At 39.3% G+C, this 18,373-nt stretch carries 13 protein-coding genes, 1 other RNA gene and 1 other annotated feature; of the genes, 2 read left to right on the top strand and 12 right to left on the bottom strand.

The genetic code is table 11. The annotated features are described in order from the left end of the window. The first annotated feature begins 2 nt into the window (after positions 1 to 2). Positions 3 to 1,274, top strand: coding sequence for a replication-associated recombination protein A (locus tag CHI06_RS18315; protein WP_095250067.1), 1,272 nt, complete (start codon positions 3 to 5; stop codon positions 1,272 to 1,274). Positions 1,275 to 1,304: 30 nt separating this feature from the next. Here the strand turns inward: CHI06_RS18315 and CHI06_RS18310 are convergent, their stop codons facing one another. The 7 genes from CHI06_RS18310 to CHI06_RS29880 form a co-directional block, all read right to left on the bottom strand. Beyond that, complete coding sequence (locus tag CHI06_RS18310; RefSeq protein ID WP_095250066.1) at positions 1,305 to 2,255, bottom strand: ABC transporter permease; 951 nt, start codon at positions 2,253 to 2,255, stop codon at positions 1,305 to 1,307. Continuing rightward, on the bottom strand, positions 2,248 to 3,174 hold the full coding sequence (locus tag CHI06_RS18305; protein WP_095250065.1) for an ABC transporter ATP-binding protein: 927 nt from the start codon (positions 3,172 to 3,174) through the stop codon (positions 2,248 to 2,250). Before CHI06_RS18305 ends, CHI06_RS18310 begins: the two co-directional genes overlap by 8 nt. A 99-nt stretch (positions 3,175 to 3,273) precedes the next feature. After that, entirely contained in the window at positions 3,274 to 4,041 is a 768-nt protein-coding gene (locus tag CHI06_RS18300; protein WP_095250064.1) for a tRNA threonylcarbamoyladenosine dehydratase, read from the bottom strand. A gap of 158 nt (positions 4,042 to 4,199) precedes the next feature. Further along, a non-coding RNA gene (gene ssrS / locus CHI06_RS18295) (6S RNA) lies at positions 4,200 to 4,395 on the bottom strand. Positions 4,396 to 4,456: 61 nt separating this feature from the next. Next, positions 4,457 to 6,235, bottom strand: a complete 1,779-nt coding sequence (gene aspS, locus CHI06_RS18290) for an aspartate--tRNA ligase (protein ID WP_095250063.1) — start codon at positions 6,233 to 6,235, stop codon at positions 4,457 to 4,459. 14 nt (positions 6,236 to 6,249) lie between these two features. Further along, positions 6,250 to 7,521: a histidine--tRNA ligase gene (hisS, locus tag CHI06_RS18285; protein ID WP_095250062.1), complete on the bottom strand. Its 1,272-nt coding sequence runs from the start codon at positions 7,519 to 7,521 to the stop codon at positions 6,250 to 6,252. 80 nt (positions 7,522 to 7,601) lie between these two features. Next, positions 7,602 to 7,883 (bottom strand) — a binding site (T-box leader). Between the two features lie 56 nt (positions 7,884 to 7,939). Continuing rightward, on the bottom strand, positions 7,940 to 8,116 hold the full coding sequence (locus CHI06_RS29880) for a hypothetical protein (RefSeq protein ID WP_165978987.1): 177 nt from the start codon (positions 8,114 to 8,116) through the stop codon (positions 7,940 to 7,942). Positions 8,117 to 8,283: 167 nt separating this feature from the next. Between CHI06_RS29880 and CHI06_RS18280 the strand changes: the two genes are divergently transcribed. Beyond that, positions 8,284 to 10,029, top strand: coding sequence for an SH3 domain-containing protein (locus tag CHI06_RS18280; RefSeq protein ID WP_095250061.1), 1,746 nt, complete (start codon positions 8,284 to 8,286; stop codon positions 10,027 to 10,029). 37 nt (positions 10,030 to 10,066) lie between these two features. Here CHI06_RS18280 and dtd read toward each other — a convergent pair whose 3' ends face one another. From dtd to secDF, 5 genes are all read right to left on the bottom strand, one after another. Then, entirely contained in the window at positions 10,067 to 10,510 is a 444-nt protein-coding gene (gene dtd / locus CHI06_RS18275) for a D-aminoacyl-tRNA deacylase (RefSeq protein ID WP_095250060.1), read from the bottom strand. A gap of 13 nt (positions 10,511 to 10,523) precedes the next feature. Beyond that, on the bottom strand, positions 10,524 to 12,719 hold the full coding sequence (locus tag CHI06_RS18270) for a RelA/SpoT family protein (RefSeq protein WP_095250059.1): 2,196 nt from the start codon (positions 12,717 to 12,719) through the stop codon (positions 10,524 to 10,526). A 333-nt stretch (positions 12,720 to 13,052) separates the two neighbouring features. Next, positions 13,053 to 13,565, bottom strand: coding sequence for an adenine phosphoribosyltransferase (locus tag CHI06_RS18265; protein ID WP_095250058.1), 513 nt, complete (start codon positions 13,563 to 13,565; stop codon positions 13,053 to 13,055). After that, positions 13,565 to 15,919 carry a single-stranded-DNA-specific exonuclease RecJ gene (gene recJ / locus CHI06_RS18260; protein ID WP_095250057.1) on the bottom strand — a complete coding sequence of 785 codons (2,355 nt, stop codon included), beginning with the start codon at positions 15,917 to 15,919 and terminating at the stop codon, positions 13,565 to 13,567. The genes CHI06_RS18265 and recJ overlap by 1 nt, the downstream gene beginning before the upstream one ends. Before the next feature lie 114 nt (positions 15,920 to 16,033). Then, positions 16,034 to 18,298, bottom strand: coding sequence for a protein translocase subunit SecDF (gene secDF / locus CHI06_RS18255; RefSeq protein WP_095250056.1), 2,265 nt, complete (start codon positions 18,296 to 18,298; stop codon positions 16,034 to 16,036). Positions 18,299 to 18,373 lie beyond the last annotated feature (75 nt).

The raw sequence follows: 18,373 nt of genomic DNA, 5'->3' as shown, positions 1-18,373 counted from the left end.
TTATGCAGCAAAAGCCGCTAGCATTTCGAATGCGCCCTAGAACAATTGAAGAAGTCGTTGGACAGCAGCATCTAGTGGCAGATGATAAAATTATTGCCCGAATGGTGAAGGCTAAACAGCTGACATCGATGATTTTATATGGACCGCCAGGAATAGGTAAAACCTCGATTGCCAGCGCGATTGCTGGAAGTACCAAATATGCCTTCCGTACTCTTAACGCTGTCACCAGCAATAAAAAGGACATGGAAATAGTCGCAGCAGAGGCGAAAATGTCCGGAAAAGTCATGCTGCTTCTGGATGAAGTCCACAGACTCGATAAAGGAAAACAGGATTTCCTATTACCATTTTTAGAAAATGGTATGATAACACTTATTGGTGCAACTACGAGTAATCCTTATCATGCTATTAATCCTGCGATTCGCAGCAGATGTCAAATTTTCGAACTCAAACCGTTAACCCCAGATGAGGTGAAACTTGCCTTAATACGTGCAATTGAGGACGAAGAACGCGGTTTCGGAAAGCTGCAGATAGATATTACGGAAGAAGCCTTAACTCATTTTGCCACCGCATCCAATGGAGATGTCCGCAGCTCCCTGAATGCCCTAGAATTAGCTGTTCTATCAACCGACAAGGATGACGAGGAAGCTATCCATATCGATTTAAAAAGTGCAGAAGAATGCATGCAAAAGAAAAGCTATGGCTCGGATAAAGACGGAGATGGGCACTATGATGTGCTTTCAGCATTCCAGAAATCAATTCGCGGAAGTGATGTAAATGCAGCTTTGCATTACCTTGGGAGATTAATTGAAGCCGGAGATCTGCAAAGTATTAGCAGAAGATTACTTGTTATTGCCTATGAAGATGTTGGTCTAGCAAGTCCACAGGCAGGTGCACGCACATTGGCCTCCATTGAAACCTCTGAAAGAATTGGTTTTCCCGAAGCTAGAATACCCCTGGCTAACGCTGTCATTGAATTATGTTTGTCGCCTAAATCCAATTCAGCCGTGATTGCAATTAGTGAGGCCCTTGCTGATATCCAAAAAGGAAACATCGGGGAAGTGCCAGATCATTTACGTGACGCTCACTATAAAGGCGCAAAAGAGCTGGGAAGAGGAATTGGCTACTTATATCCACATGACTATGAATCTGGCTGGGTTCCGCAGCAATACCTGCCGAACAAATTAAAAAACAAACAATACTACCACCCCAAGAAAACCGGGAAATTTGAACAAGCAATGGCAATGGTATATGAAAAATTATTACGAAAAAAATAACCTCTGGGGGATTCCCAGAGGTTTTGTATTTTAAGCAGCAACATCTCTCTTATTGAATACATAAAAAGCCAAAAATTGAAAAATCACGAAGTAGATAATAAGGATGATAATCGAGAATGACATCGTCATCCCCTCAAGCAGCGGGGTTCCCTCGATATACTGCATTAGATTGGTATTGGCAAAGAGAATGTATTTTGCCCAATCAAACTTCATTGAAATAAGAGCGGTGAACTGACTGCCCGTAAACATTAAAAATAATGATAATCCAATAGCAAGCGAACTGTTTCGGAAGACAGATGAAATCATGAAGGCCATTGTAGTCAACATAATCATATCGATCGAGCCTAATCCATAGTAAATGATTAAGTAAACGATAATGTGCTGCTCGGTTACTTTACCATTGAAATAATTCAAATACGGCAGTGTTTGTTCTGGGAATCCGAAAAGAATAGCGCCAAGAATGGCTGAAAAACCAAATAAGATTCCAATCATCAACAAAGCAAACAACAAGACAGTTAGATATTTCGACAGTAATATTTTACTTCGATTGATTGGACGAATTAGCAGCAGCTTAATCGTTCCCCAATTAAATTCACTTGCAACAATTCCTGCAGACACTACTATCGTAAACAAACCGGCTAAAAGAATAAGCTCTGAACTGTCTTTTACAAAAGACCAGACATTATACTTTTCTCTAAAAGGAATATCATGCGCTAACCTGTATTCATTGATAGCAATTTGTTTCTTATAGAAATCCTGCTCCAATTTTATTGGACTAGATTCTAGTTGGCTTTTCAGTGCTTCATTTTCCTGTTGCAATACTGGTTTCCAATCTTCCGTGACATTAGGTTCTTCTTCAACTAGGTTATACTTCATAAAAACACCTGTAATAGAGACAATCACTACTAGTATCCCAATCATTACATAGGTTCCTGGTCTTCTAAAAATCTTCATTAATTCATTACGAATTAAATTAATCATGATCGATAGCCCCCTTATCTGCTGTCACTTCAAGGAAGCGGTCCTCTAATGTTTTGGAAACTTCTCTAATCCCAAACACTTGAATTTCTTCTTCAACGAACGCCTTTACCATTGCAGGTACTTCATTTTTTGCTAGTTCCATGGTAATACCGTTCCGTGAATGGGTTACTAAGATAGTAGGGAAGTTGTTTTTCAGAAAGGTCAAAGCTTTTTCACTAGGAATAACCTCGAACTCAAAACTCGCGCTAGTCCCGTGTACAAATTCTTGTATCAATTGAACATCAATGAGACTACCATTTTGAATAATACCAATACGGTCACACATCATTTCCATTTCTGAAAGAATATGGCTCGATACTATCACCGCCATATTTCTCTCCCTTGCAAGGCGGCGTATGTAATCACGGATTTCTCTTATGCCTGCAGGATCCAGTCCGTTTGTCGGTTCATCCAGAATCAATACTTTAGGATCATGCAAAAGACATTGAGCCAAACCTAGTCGTTGCCGCATGCCTAGGGAATAGGTCTTCACTTTATCATGAATTCTATCCGTTAAGCCCACAAGCTTTACAGTTTCATCAATCTTTTCCTTGGATATTCCTTTTACCATCCGCGCATAATGAATGAGGTTTTGGTAGCCGCTTAGAAACTTGTACATTTCCGGATTTTCAACGATGGCTCCAACATGTCTTACCGCATCTTCAAATTTTGATTTGATACTATAACCATCGATTGTGATATCACCTGAGGTAATATCCATTAATCCGACAATCATTCGAATCGTGGTTGTTTTACCCGCTCCATTGGGGCCAAGAAATCCGAAGACTTCTCCTTTATTTACTTCGAAACTGATATTATCTATTATCGTTCGTCCTTTAATTACTTTGGTAACATCTTTTAATACTACAATTGATTCCAAAAAACCTCCCCCTCTCTTTATCAAGTTTAACGCATAATAGGTAAATTTAACATTTTTATAAAAAAATAGCCCCGACCTTTTACCTTCGGGGCTAGCTAATTATTTTTCGTCAGATACTCTTGTAATTTTGATGTCGGCTAACAGCTCTCGAACCACATAGCTTGCCATAATCAACCCGCAAGCAGAAGGAACGAAGGCATTTGAGGATGGCGGCATTTGTGCCTTTCGAATAGGAGCATTCTCATTCCCCACCTCTTTTTTGACATCCTCACGAATAACAATCGGGCTTTCATCAGAAAAGACTACCGGAATGCCTTTATGGATTCTTTCCTTGCGGAGCTTCGTACGGATTACCTTAGCGATTGGATCTGTATGTGTTTTAGAAATATCAGCAATTTTGAAGCGAGTTGGGTCCATTTTGTTGGCTGCACCCATGCTCGAGATGATGGGTATATTTCTTTTTAGACACTCTTTCATGAGATGAATTTTATAAATAATGGTATCAGAAGCATCAACGACAAAATCTAAACCATGGTTAAAAAATTCTTCATACGTCTCCTCTGTATAAAACATTTTTAAGGCGATAACTTCACAATCAGGATTAATATCTTTAATACGTTCTTTCATCAGTTCAGCTTTTTCTTGTCCAATTGTTGATAACAAGGCGATAAGCTGACGGTTGACATTGGTAATATCAACTGTATCTTTATCAACTAGTATAAGCTTTCCAACTCCAGAACGAGCAAGAGCTTCAGCAGCAAATGAGCCTACACCGCCAATGCCTAGTACAGCAACTGTACTGTTCTTCATGATATCTAGGCCTTCTTTGCCAATGGCAAGTTCATTACGAGAAAATTGATGCAGCATGTGGATCCTCCAGAAATTAAATTAGACTTATCTATATCTTTAACACTAAAAAAATATAACATACTCCTCTATAAATTCAAGTATTTCTATAGGAATTCGAAAATGATAAGCAACAAAAATAAAAATAGCCCCCTGCTTATGCAGGAGACTATTTTTATAAGGGTCCCAATGGTGCCGTCGCGCTTGTTCCTTCTTTTGATCCCGCCACTCTCGCAGGTGGGTGTCTTGTTCCAAGTTTATGTAAGTCCCTTTAACCGTATAGGTTGAGGCTTTTACGCTGCTTGAAGACTTCAGACTCCCGAAGAAATAATGTTGGTCAAAAGTTAGGTAATACAACGAACATTTCAGGACACTTATTTGATTGACTTTATAATACCATAGATTAAAAAACCATTCAAGGGATTATGAAAGCGTTTTATTCATTTTTATTGGTAACATTTAGTGACAAGTGAAGTTCTTTTAATTGGGCTTCTGAAACTTCACCTGGTGCATTGGTTAACAAGTCTGCGGCGCTTGCCGTTTTTGGAAAAGCAATGGTATCACGCAGGTTCGTACTGCCTGACAGCAGCATAACCAAACGGTCCAAACCAAGAGCAATCCCGCCATGTGGCGGCGTACCGTATTCGAAAGCATTTAACAAGAAACCAAATTGTTCTTGAGACTCTTCAGGAGTAAAACCAAGAACTTTAAACATTTTTTCTTGAACAGAACGCTCAAAAATTCTCAGTGAACCGCCTCCGAGCTCATAACCATTCAATACCAGATCATAGGCCTGTGCACGAACTCTAGCAGGGTCTGTATCTAAGTAAGGCAAGTCTTCTCTTACCGGCATCGTGAATGGATGATGGGCCGCATAGTAACGTCCTTCTTCTTCACCATACTCAAGAAGCGGCCAATCTGTAATCCATAAAAAGTTAAACTTACTTTGGTCGATTAACCCTAATTCTTTTCCAAGCTTAGAGCGGAGTGCACCTAAAGCGTCAGCAACGACATTTTTCTTGTCGGCAACGAATAATAGTAAGTCACCCTCTTTAGCATTTAAAACCGTTGTTAACGCTTGGGAATCCTCTTCAACAAAGAACTTTGCAATCGGACCTTTTAATCCCTCTGCGTCTACTTTCAGCCAAGCTAGACCTTTTGCACCATAAACCCCTACAAATTCTGTTAGGGCATCAATATCCTTACGTGAGTATTTCTCAGCCCCGCCTTTCACATTAATGGCTTTTACTTGACCGCCATTAGCAACAGCAGCTGCAAATACTTTAAAGCCTGAATCTTTAACAACCTCAGAAAGATCAACTAGTTCAAGGCCAAAACGAGTATCTGGTTTATCTGAACCAAAACGGCTCATCGCTTCATCATAGGTCATTCGTGGAAACGGAGCAGGAATTTCAAGTCCTTTTACTTCCTTCATCAGCCCAGTCATCATTTTTTCCATTAAGCCCAAGATATCTTCTTGACCAAGGAAACTTGTTTCAATATCAATTTGTGTAAACTCCGGCTGACGGTCAGCACGTAAGTCTTCATCACGGAAACAGCGTGCAATTTGATAATAACGCTCAATCCCGCCAAGCATTAATAGCTGCTTGAATAACTGTGGTGATTGTGGAAGTGCATAGAACTCACCAGGATGTACACGGCTTGGAACGAGATAGTCACGTGCACCTTCAGGAGTACTTTTGGTTAAAATCGGTGTTTCAATATCTAGGAATCCTTCAGAGTCAAGGAAATCTCTGATTTGCTTTGTCACTTGATGACGCATTTTTAATGTTTCAAAAATCACCGGACGACGGAAATCTAAATAGCGGTATTTAAGACGAATATCCTCTGATGCATCCGTTTTATCTGTAATGGTAAACGGCGGTGTTTTCGCTTCGTTAATAATCGTTACCATTTCAGCTTGAACTTCAATTTTGCCAGTTTTTAAATTTGGGTTAATCGTTCCTTCCTCACGGGCAATTACCGTTCCCTGTATATCTAGAACATACTCACTACGAATCTTTTCCGCAGTTTGCAGTGCTTCTTTCGATAAATCCGGATTGAAAACAACCTGGACAATACCTGTACGATCGCGTAAATCGATAAAAATTAATCCACCTAGGTCCCGGCGTTTTGCTACCCAGCCTTTAAGTGTTACTTTCTCACCAATTGCAGACTCTGGTACATCGCCACAAAAATACGTTCTCCCATACATGAAGATCCTCTCCTCTATCTCTTAAGTTCTTGAAAATATTCCACAAATCGTGTTAACTCTATTTCTTCTTGCTCGCCTGTAGCCATATTTTTAAGGTTAATTTTATTGTTAGTAAGCTCGTCGTCACCGAGAACGGCAACATATTTTGCATTCAGTCGGTCAGCTGCTTTAAATTGTGCTTTGATTTTTCGATTTAAATAATCTCTTTCTGCGGAAACACCTGCAAGGCGCAGCTTCTGTAGAAGCCCTACTGTATAATCCTTTGCTTCTTCACCAAGGGAAGCGATATAGCAATCAATACCTTGATTGATTTCAAGCTCAATTCCTTCAGCATTTAGTGCTGCAAGGAAACGTTCAATACTCATGGCAAAACCAATTCCCGGGGTTTCTGGTCCGCCCATTTCTTCGGCCAATCCGTTATAACGACCCCCGCCGCATAAAGTGGTAATAGCTCCAAAGCCCTCTGCGTCACTCATTATTTCAAAAGCAGTGTGATTATAATAATCCAAACCGCGAACTAGGTTGGGATCGACTACAAACGCAATATCCAATTGTGTTAAATACTTCTGTAACTTTTCAAAATATGCCTTCGATTCATCATTTAGATAATCAATAATCGACGGTGCAGATTTCATTAATTCATGATTGTGATCCTGTTTGCAATCGAGAATCCGCAATGGATTTTTCTCCAGACGGTTTTGACAATCGTGGCAAAACTCCCCGATTCTCGGCTGAAAGTGATTCACTAGCGCATTGCGGTGAGCGGTTCTGCTCTCCTTATCTCCAAGACTATTGATCACAAGCTTTAACTTTTTCAAACCCATTTCCTTGTATAAATTGATTGCAAGTGAAATGACTTCTGCATCAATTGCAGGATCGTTACTGCCTAATGCTTCGATACCAAATTGAACAAACTGACGGAACCGTCCTGCCTGTGGGCGTTCGTATCGAAACATGGGTCCCATATAGTAAAGCTTAACGGGCTGATTTGGATAACCAAACATTTTTTTCTCAACAAACGCCCTTACCACTGCTGCCGTTCCTTCTGGTCTTAACGTAAGGCTGCGGCCGCCGCGATCATCAAATGAGTACATTTCTTTCTGTACAATATCAGTAGTATCACCTACACCTCTTGCAAATAGATCTGTATGTTCAAAGATTGGAGTCCGAATTTCTTGATATTGATATTTCTCACAAAGCTCTCTCGCTTTTGCTTCAATCAGCTGCCACTTTTCTACCTCTCCAGGTAGAATATCCTGTGTGCCTCTTGGAATGCTAATAGACATAGCAGATTCCTCCTTACCGTTTCTAATTTATGTAAAACCTTTATAAAAACAAAAAACTCCCGTCCCTTGTATAAATAAATACAAGGGACGAGAGTTATAATCCCGCGGTGCCACCCTAGTTGAAGGCATAAACAATCTATGCACTTCCTCTTTTACAGTTAACGCCTGCTCACGTTCTTCTCCTACTAAAGGCGGAATTCATTCCGACAGAGGCGGAAGTATTCCGACTAAAGGAACCTTTTTCAGAGAGAAGCCTAAGGAGTGTTCATTCATTAAGAATCATGTAGAAATGCTTTCAGCCCAGGGCATTTCCTCTCTTGTCATGTTTAACCTTAATTACTATGCTCCATCATTGGTTATCGCCATGTTTATTATTTATATAATAATACGGAGCATTGAATCCAATGTCAAGAAGGATTTAGGATCTCTCCAAATGTTTTTTCAACTTTCTAACATCGCCAATCGTTAGTCCAAATTCGGAGGCAAGCTCAAACGTAGTATTATTTTGTTCTCTTTGAATAAAATCATGAAAATCCACTCCAAAAAGCCTGCTGTCAACTGATTGGATACTATTTGACTTATCGCTCGATCTCATCCCTCAATCACCTCTTTATCATCACTATAGTTTCTATTATTTCCATTCCTATAAAAAACTTTCATGAAAGACAAGTTTTTCGCCAAAAAGGCGAAATTTAGCAAATAAGGAATGATTTTCACTCTGCTTTACGATAAAATTATAGATATTGTGAAGGGAGAGAGAGGATGATAAAGAGATTTATACTATTAGTAGTATGTTTCACATTAGTTTTTGCTGTATTCCTCCCACAGGACATAGGTGTGGCAGCAAACAGGACGGTCACCATTGCTGAGAGTACGGTTAACATCCGTAATGGTCCAGGCCTAAGCTATCAGCTTGTGAAGCAAGGAAAAAAGGGCGAAAAATTTACGATTATTAAAGAAAAAGATGATTGGATCCAAATTCAGCTTTCAACTGCGAAGACAGGCTGGATTGCCAACTGGGTTGTAACTAAATCCTCTAATGGAACAACCACTAGCAGCTCTAGTAATTCAAAAAATATGAGTGCTACAGCCAATACCAATCAATTACGAGTGCGCTCCGGCCCTGGAACCAGCTTCCGTATCACAGGCTATTTAAATAAAGGACAAGCTGTCAGCGTTCTTGATGAGAATGAAAACTGGTTAAAAATCTCTGCATCTTTTGGTGAAGGCTGGGTTGCAAGAGAATTCATGGATTTAAAAAGTAATAGCACTAATTCGAAAGAAGATAATAATAATAATAATAATAAATCCATCGATAAAGGTATTGTTACAGATACATTGAATATTCGAGATGAGCCTTCTACCAAAGGAAGTATTATTGGCAAACTATCAAAGGGGACAACAGTTAGTATTTATTCAAAAAAGAATAATTGGCTGGAAATTAAATACTCTGGCCAAAGTGCATGGGTAAGTAGTGAATTTGTTCAAATAGGGACTCAAAGTCAGCCATCTAAAACTACTGGAATAATTGGGAAGGTAACAGCCAGCTCTCTTAGTGTCCGTGACGGTTCTTCCTTAAATTCAAAGATTATTGGTTCCGTTTCAAAAGGACAAGAGTTTGCCATTCTTGATGAGGTAAATAATTGGATCAAAATCGAATATAAATCAGGAAAAACAGGCTGGGCAGCAGGCTGGTATTTTAATAAAGATAAAGAAAAATCGAGCAAAATTGCCAAAGATAGCAAAGTAACAATCCTACATAATGGTACCAATATCAGAAAGGATCCCACCGTACAATCCACTGTTCTACAGCGAGTAAATGAAGGTGAGTCCTTTCACATAATAAGTGTCGAAAATGATTGGTATGAAATTAAATTGTCGAATGGTAGTAATGGATATATTGCAGGCTGGCTTGTAACTACCAATGGCACAGGTCCGGGTATTGATAAACAAGGGTCAGAAGGTTATCTAAAGTACAAAACCATTGTCATTGATCCCGGTCATGGCGGAGTTGACAATGGGGCAACAGGATCGAGTGGAACCCTTGAGAAAGAATTAACACTAAGGACTGCCCAACTTTTATCTGATAAGTTAAAAGCGGCTGGCGCAAATGTATTTCTTACAAGAAGTAACGATTCGTATCTTCCGCTGCCATCAAGGGTAAGACTCGCGAGTATCCATCAGGCAGATGCCTTTCTCAGCCTACATTATGATAGTAACCTGGATCGAAGCGTCCGGGGAATGACAGGCTACTACTATCATTCCTATCAAAAAAAACTCGCAGAATATGTTTATAACTCAACCAATTCGCAAACAAAATTAAAAAGCCGCGGGGTCCGCTCGGGTGATTATCATGTCGTTCGTGAAAATCAAAGACAAGCAGTCCTTATGGAGCTGGGGTACCTAAGTAATTCAGCTGAAGAAATGACGCTGACCTCCGGTCAATTCCAAGAAAATGCAGCCACCGGTATTTATAACGGATTAGCTAGATATTTTAAAGAAAAATAAAAAAATGCTTGGCAGCTATTAAAGTGCCAAGCATTTTTTATCCTTTACTCTCAACAATTAGTGTAACGGGGCCGTCATTGATTAATTCAACATCCATCATCGCTCCAAAGATCCCTGTTTCAACCTTGATACCTTTTTCACGTAATAAACCATTGAATACTTCATAGAGCTGAATCGCCTGTTCCGGTCTTGCGGCTTCCATGAAATTAGGCCGTCTTCCTTTGCGGCAATACCCATACAAAGTGAATTGAGAGACAGAAAGGATTTCACCGCCAACTTCTAATAAAGATAAATTCATCTTTCCAGCGTCATCTTCAAAAATCCGTAGATTAACGATTTTTTCCGCTAAGAAGGCAGCGTCCTCCTCTTTATCTTGATGTGTGACACCTACAAGGAGGACAAGTCCTTTAGAAATCTGACCTGTTATTTCTCCATCTACAGTTACCTTTGCATTTTTACTGCGCTGCACCACTACTCGCATTTCAAAAAACTCCTTAATTCATAATCCGGCGAACGGAATAGATATCTGGTATCTGTTTGATTCGCTCAACAACCCGTTGCAAATGGCTGACATTATGAATGGCAATAGACATGATAATCGTTGCCATCTTATTGCGGTCAGATCGGCCAGAAACAGCTGAAATATTGGTTTTTGTCTCGTTTACCGCCTGCAGGACCTCATTCAAAAGACCACGGCGGTCATAACCACTAATTTCAATATCAACATTATACTCTTTCCGGTCATTTAAGGAGGATTCCCACTCAACAGGTATTAACCTGGTTTGCGCATCATTAGAGTCAATATTGGTACAATCAGCTCGGTGAACAGAAACACCGCGGCCCTTCGTAATGAAGCCGACAATTTCGTCACCTGGGACAGGATTGCAGCATCTTGACAAGCGGATTAACAAATTATCAATCCCAGCAACACGAACACCGGATTCCCTCTTTTTCGTTGAAGGGAAAGCCTTCATATCAGAAATGGCATTGGTAATGGTTGCCGATTGCTCCTGATCTCGCTTTTTCCGCCATTTTTCAGTTAAGCGGTTAGCTACCTGCAATGCGGTTACACCATTATAGCCGACAGCTGCATACATATCGTCTTCATTGGCAAAATTAAACTTTTCGGCTACCTTCTTCAAATTATCTGCAGTTAAGATCTCTTTTAAATCAAATTCCATCCCGCGAATTTCTTTTTCAACAAGCTCTTTTCCCTTATCGACATTTTCATCCCGACGCTGTTTCTTAAAGAATGCACGAATCTTATTTTTAGCCTGTGATGTTTGCGCAAGCTTTAACCAGTCTTGGCTTGGTCCATAAGAGTGCTTAGAGGTAAGAATTTCGATAATGTCACCTGTCTTAAGCCGATAATCCAGCGTAACCATTTTACCGTTTACTTTTGCCCCAATCGTCTTATTGCCAATTTCAGAATGAATTCGATAAGCAAAATCAATCGGAACAGAACCAGACGGTAATTCAATTACATCACCTTTTGGAGTGAACACAAATACCATATCGGAGAATAAATCAATTTTTAGTGACTCCATAAATTCTTCTGCATTGGCAGTGTCATTTTGGAATTCAAGGATTTCTCTAAACCATGTTAATTTTTGTTCGTAAGAAGTTGTATCACTAAGTGCTTTCCCTTCTTTATACGCCCAGTGGGCTGCAATACCGAATTCTGCAATTCGGTGCATTTCAGACGTGCGAATTTGAACCTCTAGTGGATCGCCTTTAGGACCAATGACCGTTGTGTGAAGGGATTGATACATATTAGGCTTCGGCATAGCAATATAGTCCTTAAAACGCCCAGGCATTGGCTTCCAGCACGTGTGAATGATTCCTAGCACGGCGTAGCAATCCTTAATACTATTCACTACAATTCGAACGGCAAGTAAATCATAGATCTCACTAAACTGTTTATTTTGCTGAACCATTTTCCGGTATATGCTATAGATATGTTTAGGTCTTCCATTAAGCTCCGCATTAATGGACACTTCCTTCATTCTGTCACGAACCTCGTCCATAACATCGACTAAGTATTGCTCCCGTTCTGCCCGCTTCTTTTTCATCAAGTTTACGATACGGTAATATTGTTGTGGATTTAAGTATCTTAAGGCAGTATCTTCCAACTCCCACTTAATCTTAGAAATACCAAGACGATGGGCCAAAGGTGCAAAGATTTCAAGTGTTTCATTTGAAATCCGACGCTGCTTCTCAACAGGAAGGTGCTTAAGCGTTCTCATATTATGCAAACGATCAGCAAGCTTAATCAAAATAACGCGGATATCCTGGGCCATTGCCACAAACATTTTTCTGTGGTTCTCTGCCTGTTGTTCCTCGTGTGATTTATATTTAATTTTCCCTAATTTCGTAACTCCGTCGACAAGCATGGCCACTTCGTCATTAAATTCATTCTCGATGTCCAATAAGGTGACATCAGTGTCTTCAACAACGTCATGAAGAAAACCAGCAGCAACCGTTTCAGGATCCATCTCCAGGTCCGCAAGAATTCCAGCAACCTGAATGGGATGGATAATGTAAGGCTCTCCCGACTTTCTATATTGTTCACGATGAGAATGTTTTGCGAATTCGTACGCTCTTTTTACAAATTCACAATGCTCCTCGTTTAAATATGCCCTCGTCTTGTCGATGACTTGTTCGGCAGTTAGCACTTGATCGTTCGCCATAAAATCACCTTATTTTTCGTCTCATTTTTTATTAAGGCTCTTTTCTTAAAAGAGCTTGCAATCTTAATTCCAAGCACAAAATAGTTTGTTCCACGTTAAAATCGGCTTTAGGATTTTAACATCTATTTTACAAAACAAACCTATATTATTAAATGTTTTACTATCTTAACTAGTTACTAATGAATGTTACTATTATCGAAAAAAAATACACAGATGTAAAGGGTTTGATACCTATTTTACTGTATTTTGCGAAAAAAGTGTCGAAATATGATAAAAATAATATTTCTCCTCTTATAACAAGAGAGCACTCAGTTACGAGTGCCCTCATTACTATTAATAATTCATCAATGTCATGATGTCATACCCTTCAAGCTTTTTACGGCCTTCGAGGTAGGTTAATTCTACGAGAAAAGCAATTCCAGCAACCACACCGCCAAGCTGCTCAACTAATTGAATGGTTGCATCAATCGTTCCACCTGTCGCTAACAGATCATCCGTAATCAAAACTCGTTGCCCAGGCTGAATCGCGTCCTTATGAATGGTTAGAACATCACTTCCATATTCCAATCCATAGCTAACTTTCACTGTATCACGCGGAAGTTTGCCTTCCTTACGAACGGGTGCAAAGCCAATACCAAGGGCATAGGATACAGGGCAGCCAATAATAAACCCTCTTGCCTCTGGACCAACGATTAAATCTATTTGTTTATCTTTTGCATATTCAACAATTTGGTCCGTTGCATACTTATATGCTTCTCCATCGTTCATTAATGGAGTAATATCTTTGAATGTAATTCCTGGTTTCGGATAATCCGGTACGATTGCGATAAATTGCTTTAAGTCCATTACTTTATTGCCTCCTCAATTTGAACCGATTCCTCAATAACCTCATCAAACCAGCTTTTTAATTGCTGAAAGGATGAAAATAATAAATCTCTTTCAAGTGCATATTGAGACTGTTTTGTTTGGTAGGTAATTGAGTCAGTTAGGTCACGCTTTTGTGATTGTTTATTCAAAGTAATAAATCCATTGTTTATTGTAACAAAATCTAGTTCAGAAAACACCTTTGACATAAAGGTTATCGTTTCTGTCGACCAGCCGCGGTGCTTGGCAATTTCGTCCCCATGTCGCCCTAAATCAATCGGACCTTTTTTTAATAACAAACCATAAAACCATTTAAAATGGTCTCTTGTTGGCAGAGTACTGAAGAAATCACTCGATTCTTTATGGAAATAGGCATAAATCCGCGCAGGGTGCCTTCCATTAAATAAGTGACAAAGGATGTCCTTTGATGGCGGAAGGTCAACGAGTACCACATTGGCTTGATGGGAGTCGAAGGCTTTCGCATCGGTTTCATTTTGAATCAGTATTGCCTCACTCGTTAAAGCCGAATCCATTTTTTCAAGCTGTTCTTTGTTAAAAATAATATATGTCCGTTTTTCCTTCGGGATGGTATTCACCATCGAGTGAATCCGTTTGACCCCGCGATGATCGAATAATTGCCATGATTCAACGGCAACATCCTGGATAAAAATTTGTGGTTTACGGATATTATTCCACTCATTGATAGCTAATTCACCTATTATAGAAATTTTTGAAGCTGGTGAAATATGGTCCACTAACTGTCCGAGTCCGAACCCAATCCCATCTAGGTTAGCACCATTATCATTTACCAATACTTTCAAATGATTTTGTTCAGAACCAATCTTTCTCATCGTGGATACTTGGACATTACTAATTAAGACCTTCGGCTTCGGGTTGTCCATTCCAAATGGAGCAAGAAGATTTAATTCATCCAATGAGGATAAGTTAATTTCTTCCACATTTATTTGATGATCGAGTAAAGTAATTGGAACAAAATCTTCTTTTGTTAACTGTTCATTAGCCAAAAGATTTAATCTTTGACGAAGATCTGAAACATTTTCTAGCTTTAGCGTCATTCCAGCAGCCATAGGATGTCCGCCAAAATGTGGAAGGATATCACGGCATGTTGATAGATTTTTAAATAAATCAAAACCTGCAATACTTCGAGCTGAACCCTTGGCCAAACCTTTTTCAGGGTCAAAACTAAGGACAATTGTCGGACGGTAGTACTTTTCAACTAATCTAGAAGCAACGATGCCAATTACACCAGCATTCCAGCCTTCTTTACCAATCACGAGTACTGAATTCGAATCAATAGGATAGTTTCTTTCAACCTCTTCAATGGCCTCAAGTGTAATAGAGTTGACAATTGACTGCCTTGTTTTATTTAAATCGTCCATTTCTTGTGCTAAGTTTTCCGCTTCAAGAGGGTCATCTGTAAGCAAAAGGTCTACAGCCATATCAGCATTTTCTAATCTGCCGACAGCATTGATTCTTGGCGCTAGCGTAAAGCCGATAGTTTCTTCGTTAATGTTCTGTTGATCTACACCTGCTACTTTTAAAATAGCTCTTAGACCTTTATTTTTAGTAACTTTAAGCTTTTCCAAACCTTTTTTGGCAATAAGACGATTTTCGTCTTTTAACGAAACCAAATCTGCGATGGTACCAATAACAGCAATTTCGAGTAAATGCTCTGGAAGTTCTCCATAAAGGGCATGAGCTAATTTAAAGGCCACACCTACCCCAGCAAGTTCACGAAAAGGATAAATACTATCTGGAAGTTTAGGATGAATAATCGCCAATGCTTCCGGTAAAACGGGACCAGGTTCATGGTGATCCGTGATAATTAAGTCAATACCAAGTTCCTTTGCAATACCTGCTTCGTGTATAGCAGAAATACCTGTATCTACAGTAATAATTAATTTTATTCCAGATTCAGCTGCACTTCGAAAGGCTGGTTCATTCGGACCATATCCTTCCGTAAAACGATTGGGTATATAAAATTGGACATTAGCCCCCAGATCCTTGAGCGTAAGCATTAATACGGTCGTACTGCTCACACCATCCGCATCATAATCTCCAAATATTAATATAGGTTCTTGATTTTCTATTGCCTGCCGAATTCTGTTTACGGCTGTTTCCATGCCTTTTAATAGATAAGGGTCATGAAATTGCTCTTTTCCATATAAAAAATACCGTGCAGAATCAACGGTATTTAATCCGCGGTTGATAAGCAGCGACGCAACAAGTGGCGTAATTTTCAATTCATTTTCGAGAGTTTTTACTAGTTGTTGATCAGATTTACGAACAATCCATCTAGTTTTCGACTTTAACATGCGTTCACCCCTCAGACTTTACTATTATACAGGAGCAATGTTTAGCTTTCAATCATTGATATTTTCCACTTGAATAAAAATAAACCGCAGAGTTATCTGCGGTTCTTAATAGGATTATACCTGCGGTTCATCCGAGTATTTTTTCTTTTCTTTTACGGTCTTAATGGTACCTTTCTTCTTAAGTTCTTTTGCTTTAAGAACTACCCAAAGATTGGTTGCAATAAAGATGGAAGAGTAAACCCCAGTGATTAATCCAACTAGTAATGCGATATTGAAATTACGGATCGATTCACTGCCAAAGATTATCATTGCCACAACTGTAATTAAAACGGTTAAAACTGTATTAACTGAACGAGTTAATGTTTGTCGAACACTTACATTTACAACATCCGCTATATCCTCAAAGGTTTTAAGTCGTTTCTTCTTCGTTAAGTTTTCACGCATCCTGTCGAAGGTAACAATCGTATCATTAATAGAATAACCGATAATTGTTAAGACAGCGGCGATAAAGGTTAAATCTACTTCTAAGCGCGTAATACTAAAAAAGGCAACCATAAAGAATGCATCGTGAAGTAGAGAAGCAATTGCTGCAACTGCCATTGCAAATTCAAAACGGACTGTTACATAGATAATGATTCCGATTGAGGCAATGATTAAGGCGATAATTCCATTTTTCGCCAACTCCTTACCTACCGTCGGAGAAACCGTACTAACACTTGGATCAGTACCAAATTCATCATGAAAAGCAGATTTCAACTTTGCGATTTCATCCTTCGATAAAACTCCGATCATTCGTGCAGATGCAACTTCATTGTTTTCTCCTGAAAGAGTAATATCATCGAGTTTGATACCCTGCTTGTCAAAAGCAGCTTCAACCATTTCTGTTGTTAATGGTTTATCAGATAAGACTTCAATCCGTGTTCCACTTGAAAAATCGATGGACAGATTCAGGCGGAAAACAAGAACTAACACTAAGCCCAAAGCAATAAGAGCACCGGAAACAATGAAAAATAATTTTCTAATCTTTACAAAATCATATCGATCCCATCTAGTCGGGAGGTCAAGCGTATCAAAATTTTCACTTATATCCTTGATAGCTGATTTTTTTACACCGAACCAGCCTGCCTTTTTGTTTAAGAAACCGCTGTTTACCCACAAACCTAATAATAGGCGGGAACCAAACACTGCTGTAATAAAGCTCAGTAAAATACTCACCAATAGCATGGTGGCAAATCCTTTTATCGAGCTTGTCCCTAAGTAGAATAGAACCGCAGCTGTTAAAATCGTTGTTAAGTTTGAGTCAAGAATGGAGGTAAAAGCACCCTTACTACCGGCTTGGAAGGCTGATTTAATTGATTTACCCACCTTAATCTCTTCTCTAATTCGTTCATTGGTGATAATGTTGGCATCGACTGCCATCCCGACCCCTAAAATAAGGGCGGCAATTCCCGGTAAGGTTAGTACCCCATTCATCCAATCAAAAACTAATAAAACAAGATAAATATAGATCGATAGTGTAACGGTTGCGATGAATCCAGGAAAGCGATAATAAACTAACATAAATAAATAAATGATAGCGATCCCAATAATACCAGCTAGTATGGTTTCGTTTAACGCCTGTTCACCGAATTTAGCTCCAACGGAAGTGGAGTATACTTCGGTTAGCTTTACAGGAAGTGCTCCAGCATTTAATAGTGATGCAAGCTCTTGTGCTTCCTCAGCTGTAAAGCTTCCCACAATTGAAACTGTATTTTGGTTGAAAATTTCTCTTACGGTTGGAGCGGATAAAAACTTTGGATCTTCTTTTGTGATTTCTGTTTTAAAGGAATCTTTTCCTTCTTCAAAATCAAGCCAAATGACTAGATAATTATTCGGTGTCATTTTTACAATTTCTTCAGTAACTTTTTTGAATGTATCAGCACTCTTTAACTTCAATGAAACGCTCGGTGCTCCATTTTCATCAAAAGTCTGGCTCGCACCATTCTCCGCTAAATCCGCTCCGTCCATCATCACGCGGTCATTAGCATCACGGAAAGTAAGATTCGCTTGTGTAGATAGAATCTCCCGCGCTTCATTTTGATCGGTTACTCCAGCAAGCTGGACACGAATCCGATTTTCTCCTTCAATTTGAATATTCGGTTCACTAACACCAAGGACATTAATCCGTCTATCTAGTGCCTCAGCCGTACTTGCTAACGTTTCTTTGTTAATCTCCTGACCTTTTTTTGCTGGTGTAACTTCATATAAAACCTCGAAACCGCCTTGAAGGTCCAAACCTAGTTTAATGTCTTTTAAAATACCTGTTGCTGTTACACCCATTGTACTTCCTAATAGTATAACTACTAATAGGAAAGCGATAATTCTACTGCGCTTAACCATTACGTATTGTTCCTCCTTAGGGCTTAAAGCCAAAGCACTACAACGAAAAGCCTATATAAAAATAATAAAAAGTCA

It is taken from the genome of Bacillus sp. 7884-1 (genome assembly GCF_002272245.1).
In the GTDB taxonomy this organism is placed as follows: domain Bacteria; phylum Bacillota; class Bacilli; order Bacillales; family Cytobacillaceae; genus Neobacillus.
Note: the sequence above shows the minus strand (reverse complement) of the source record. Positions and strands in the feature narration are given on the sequence as shown.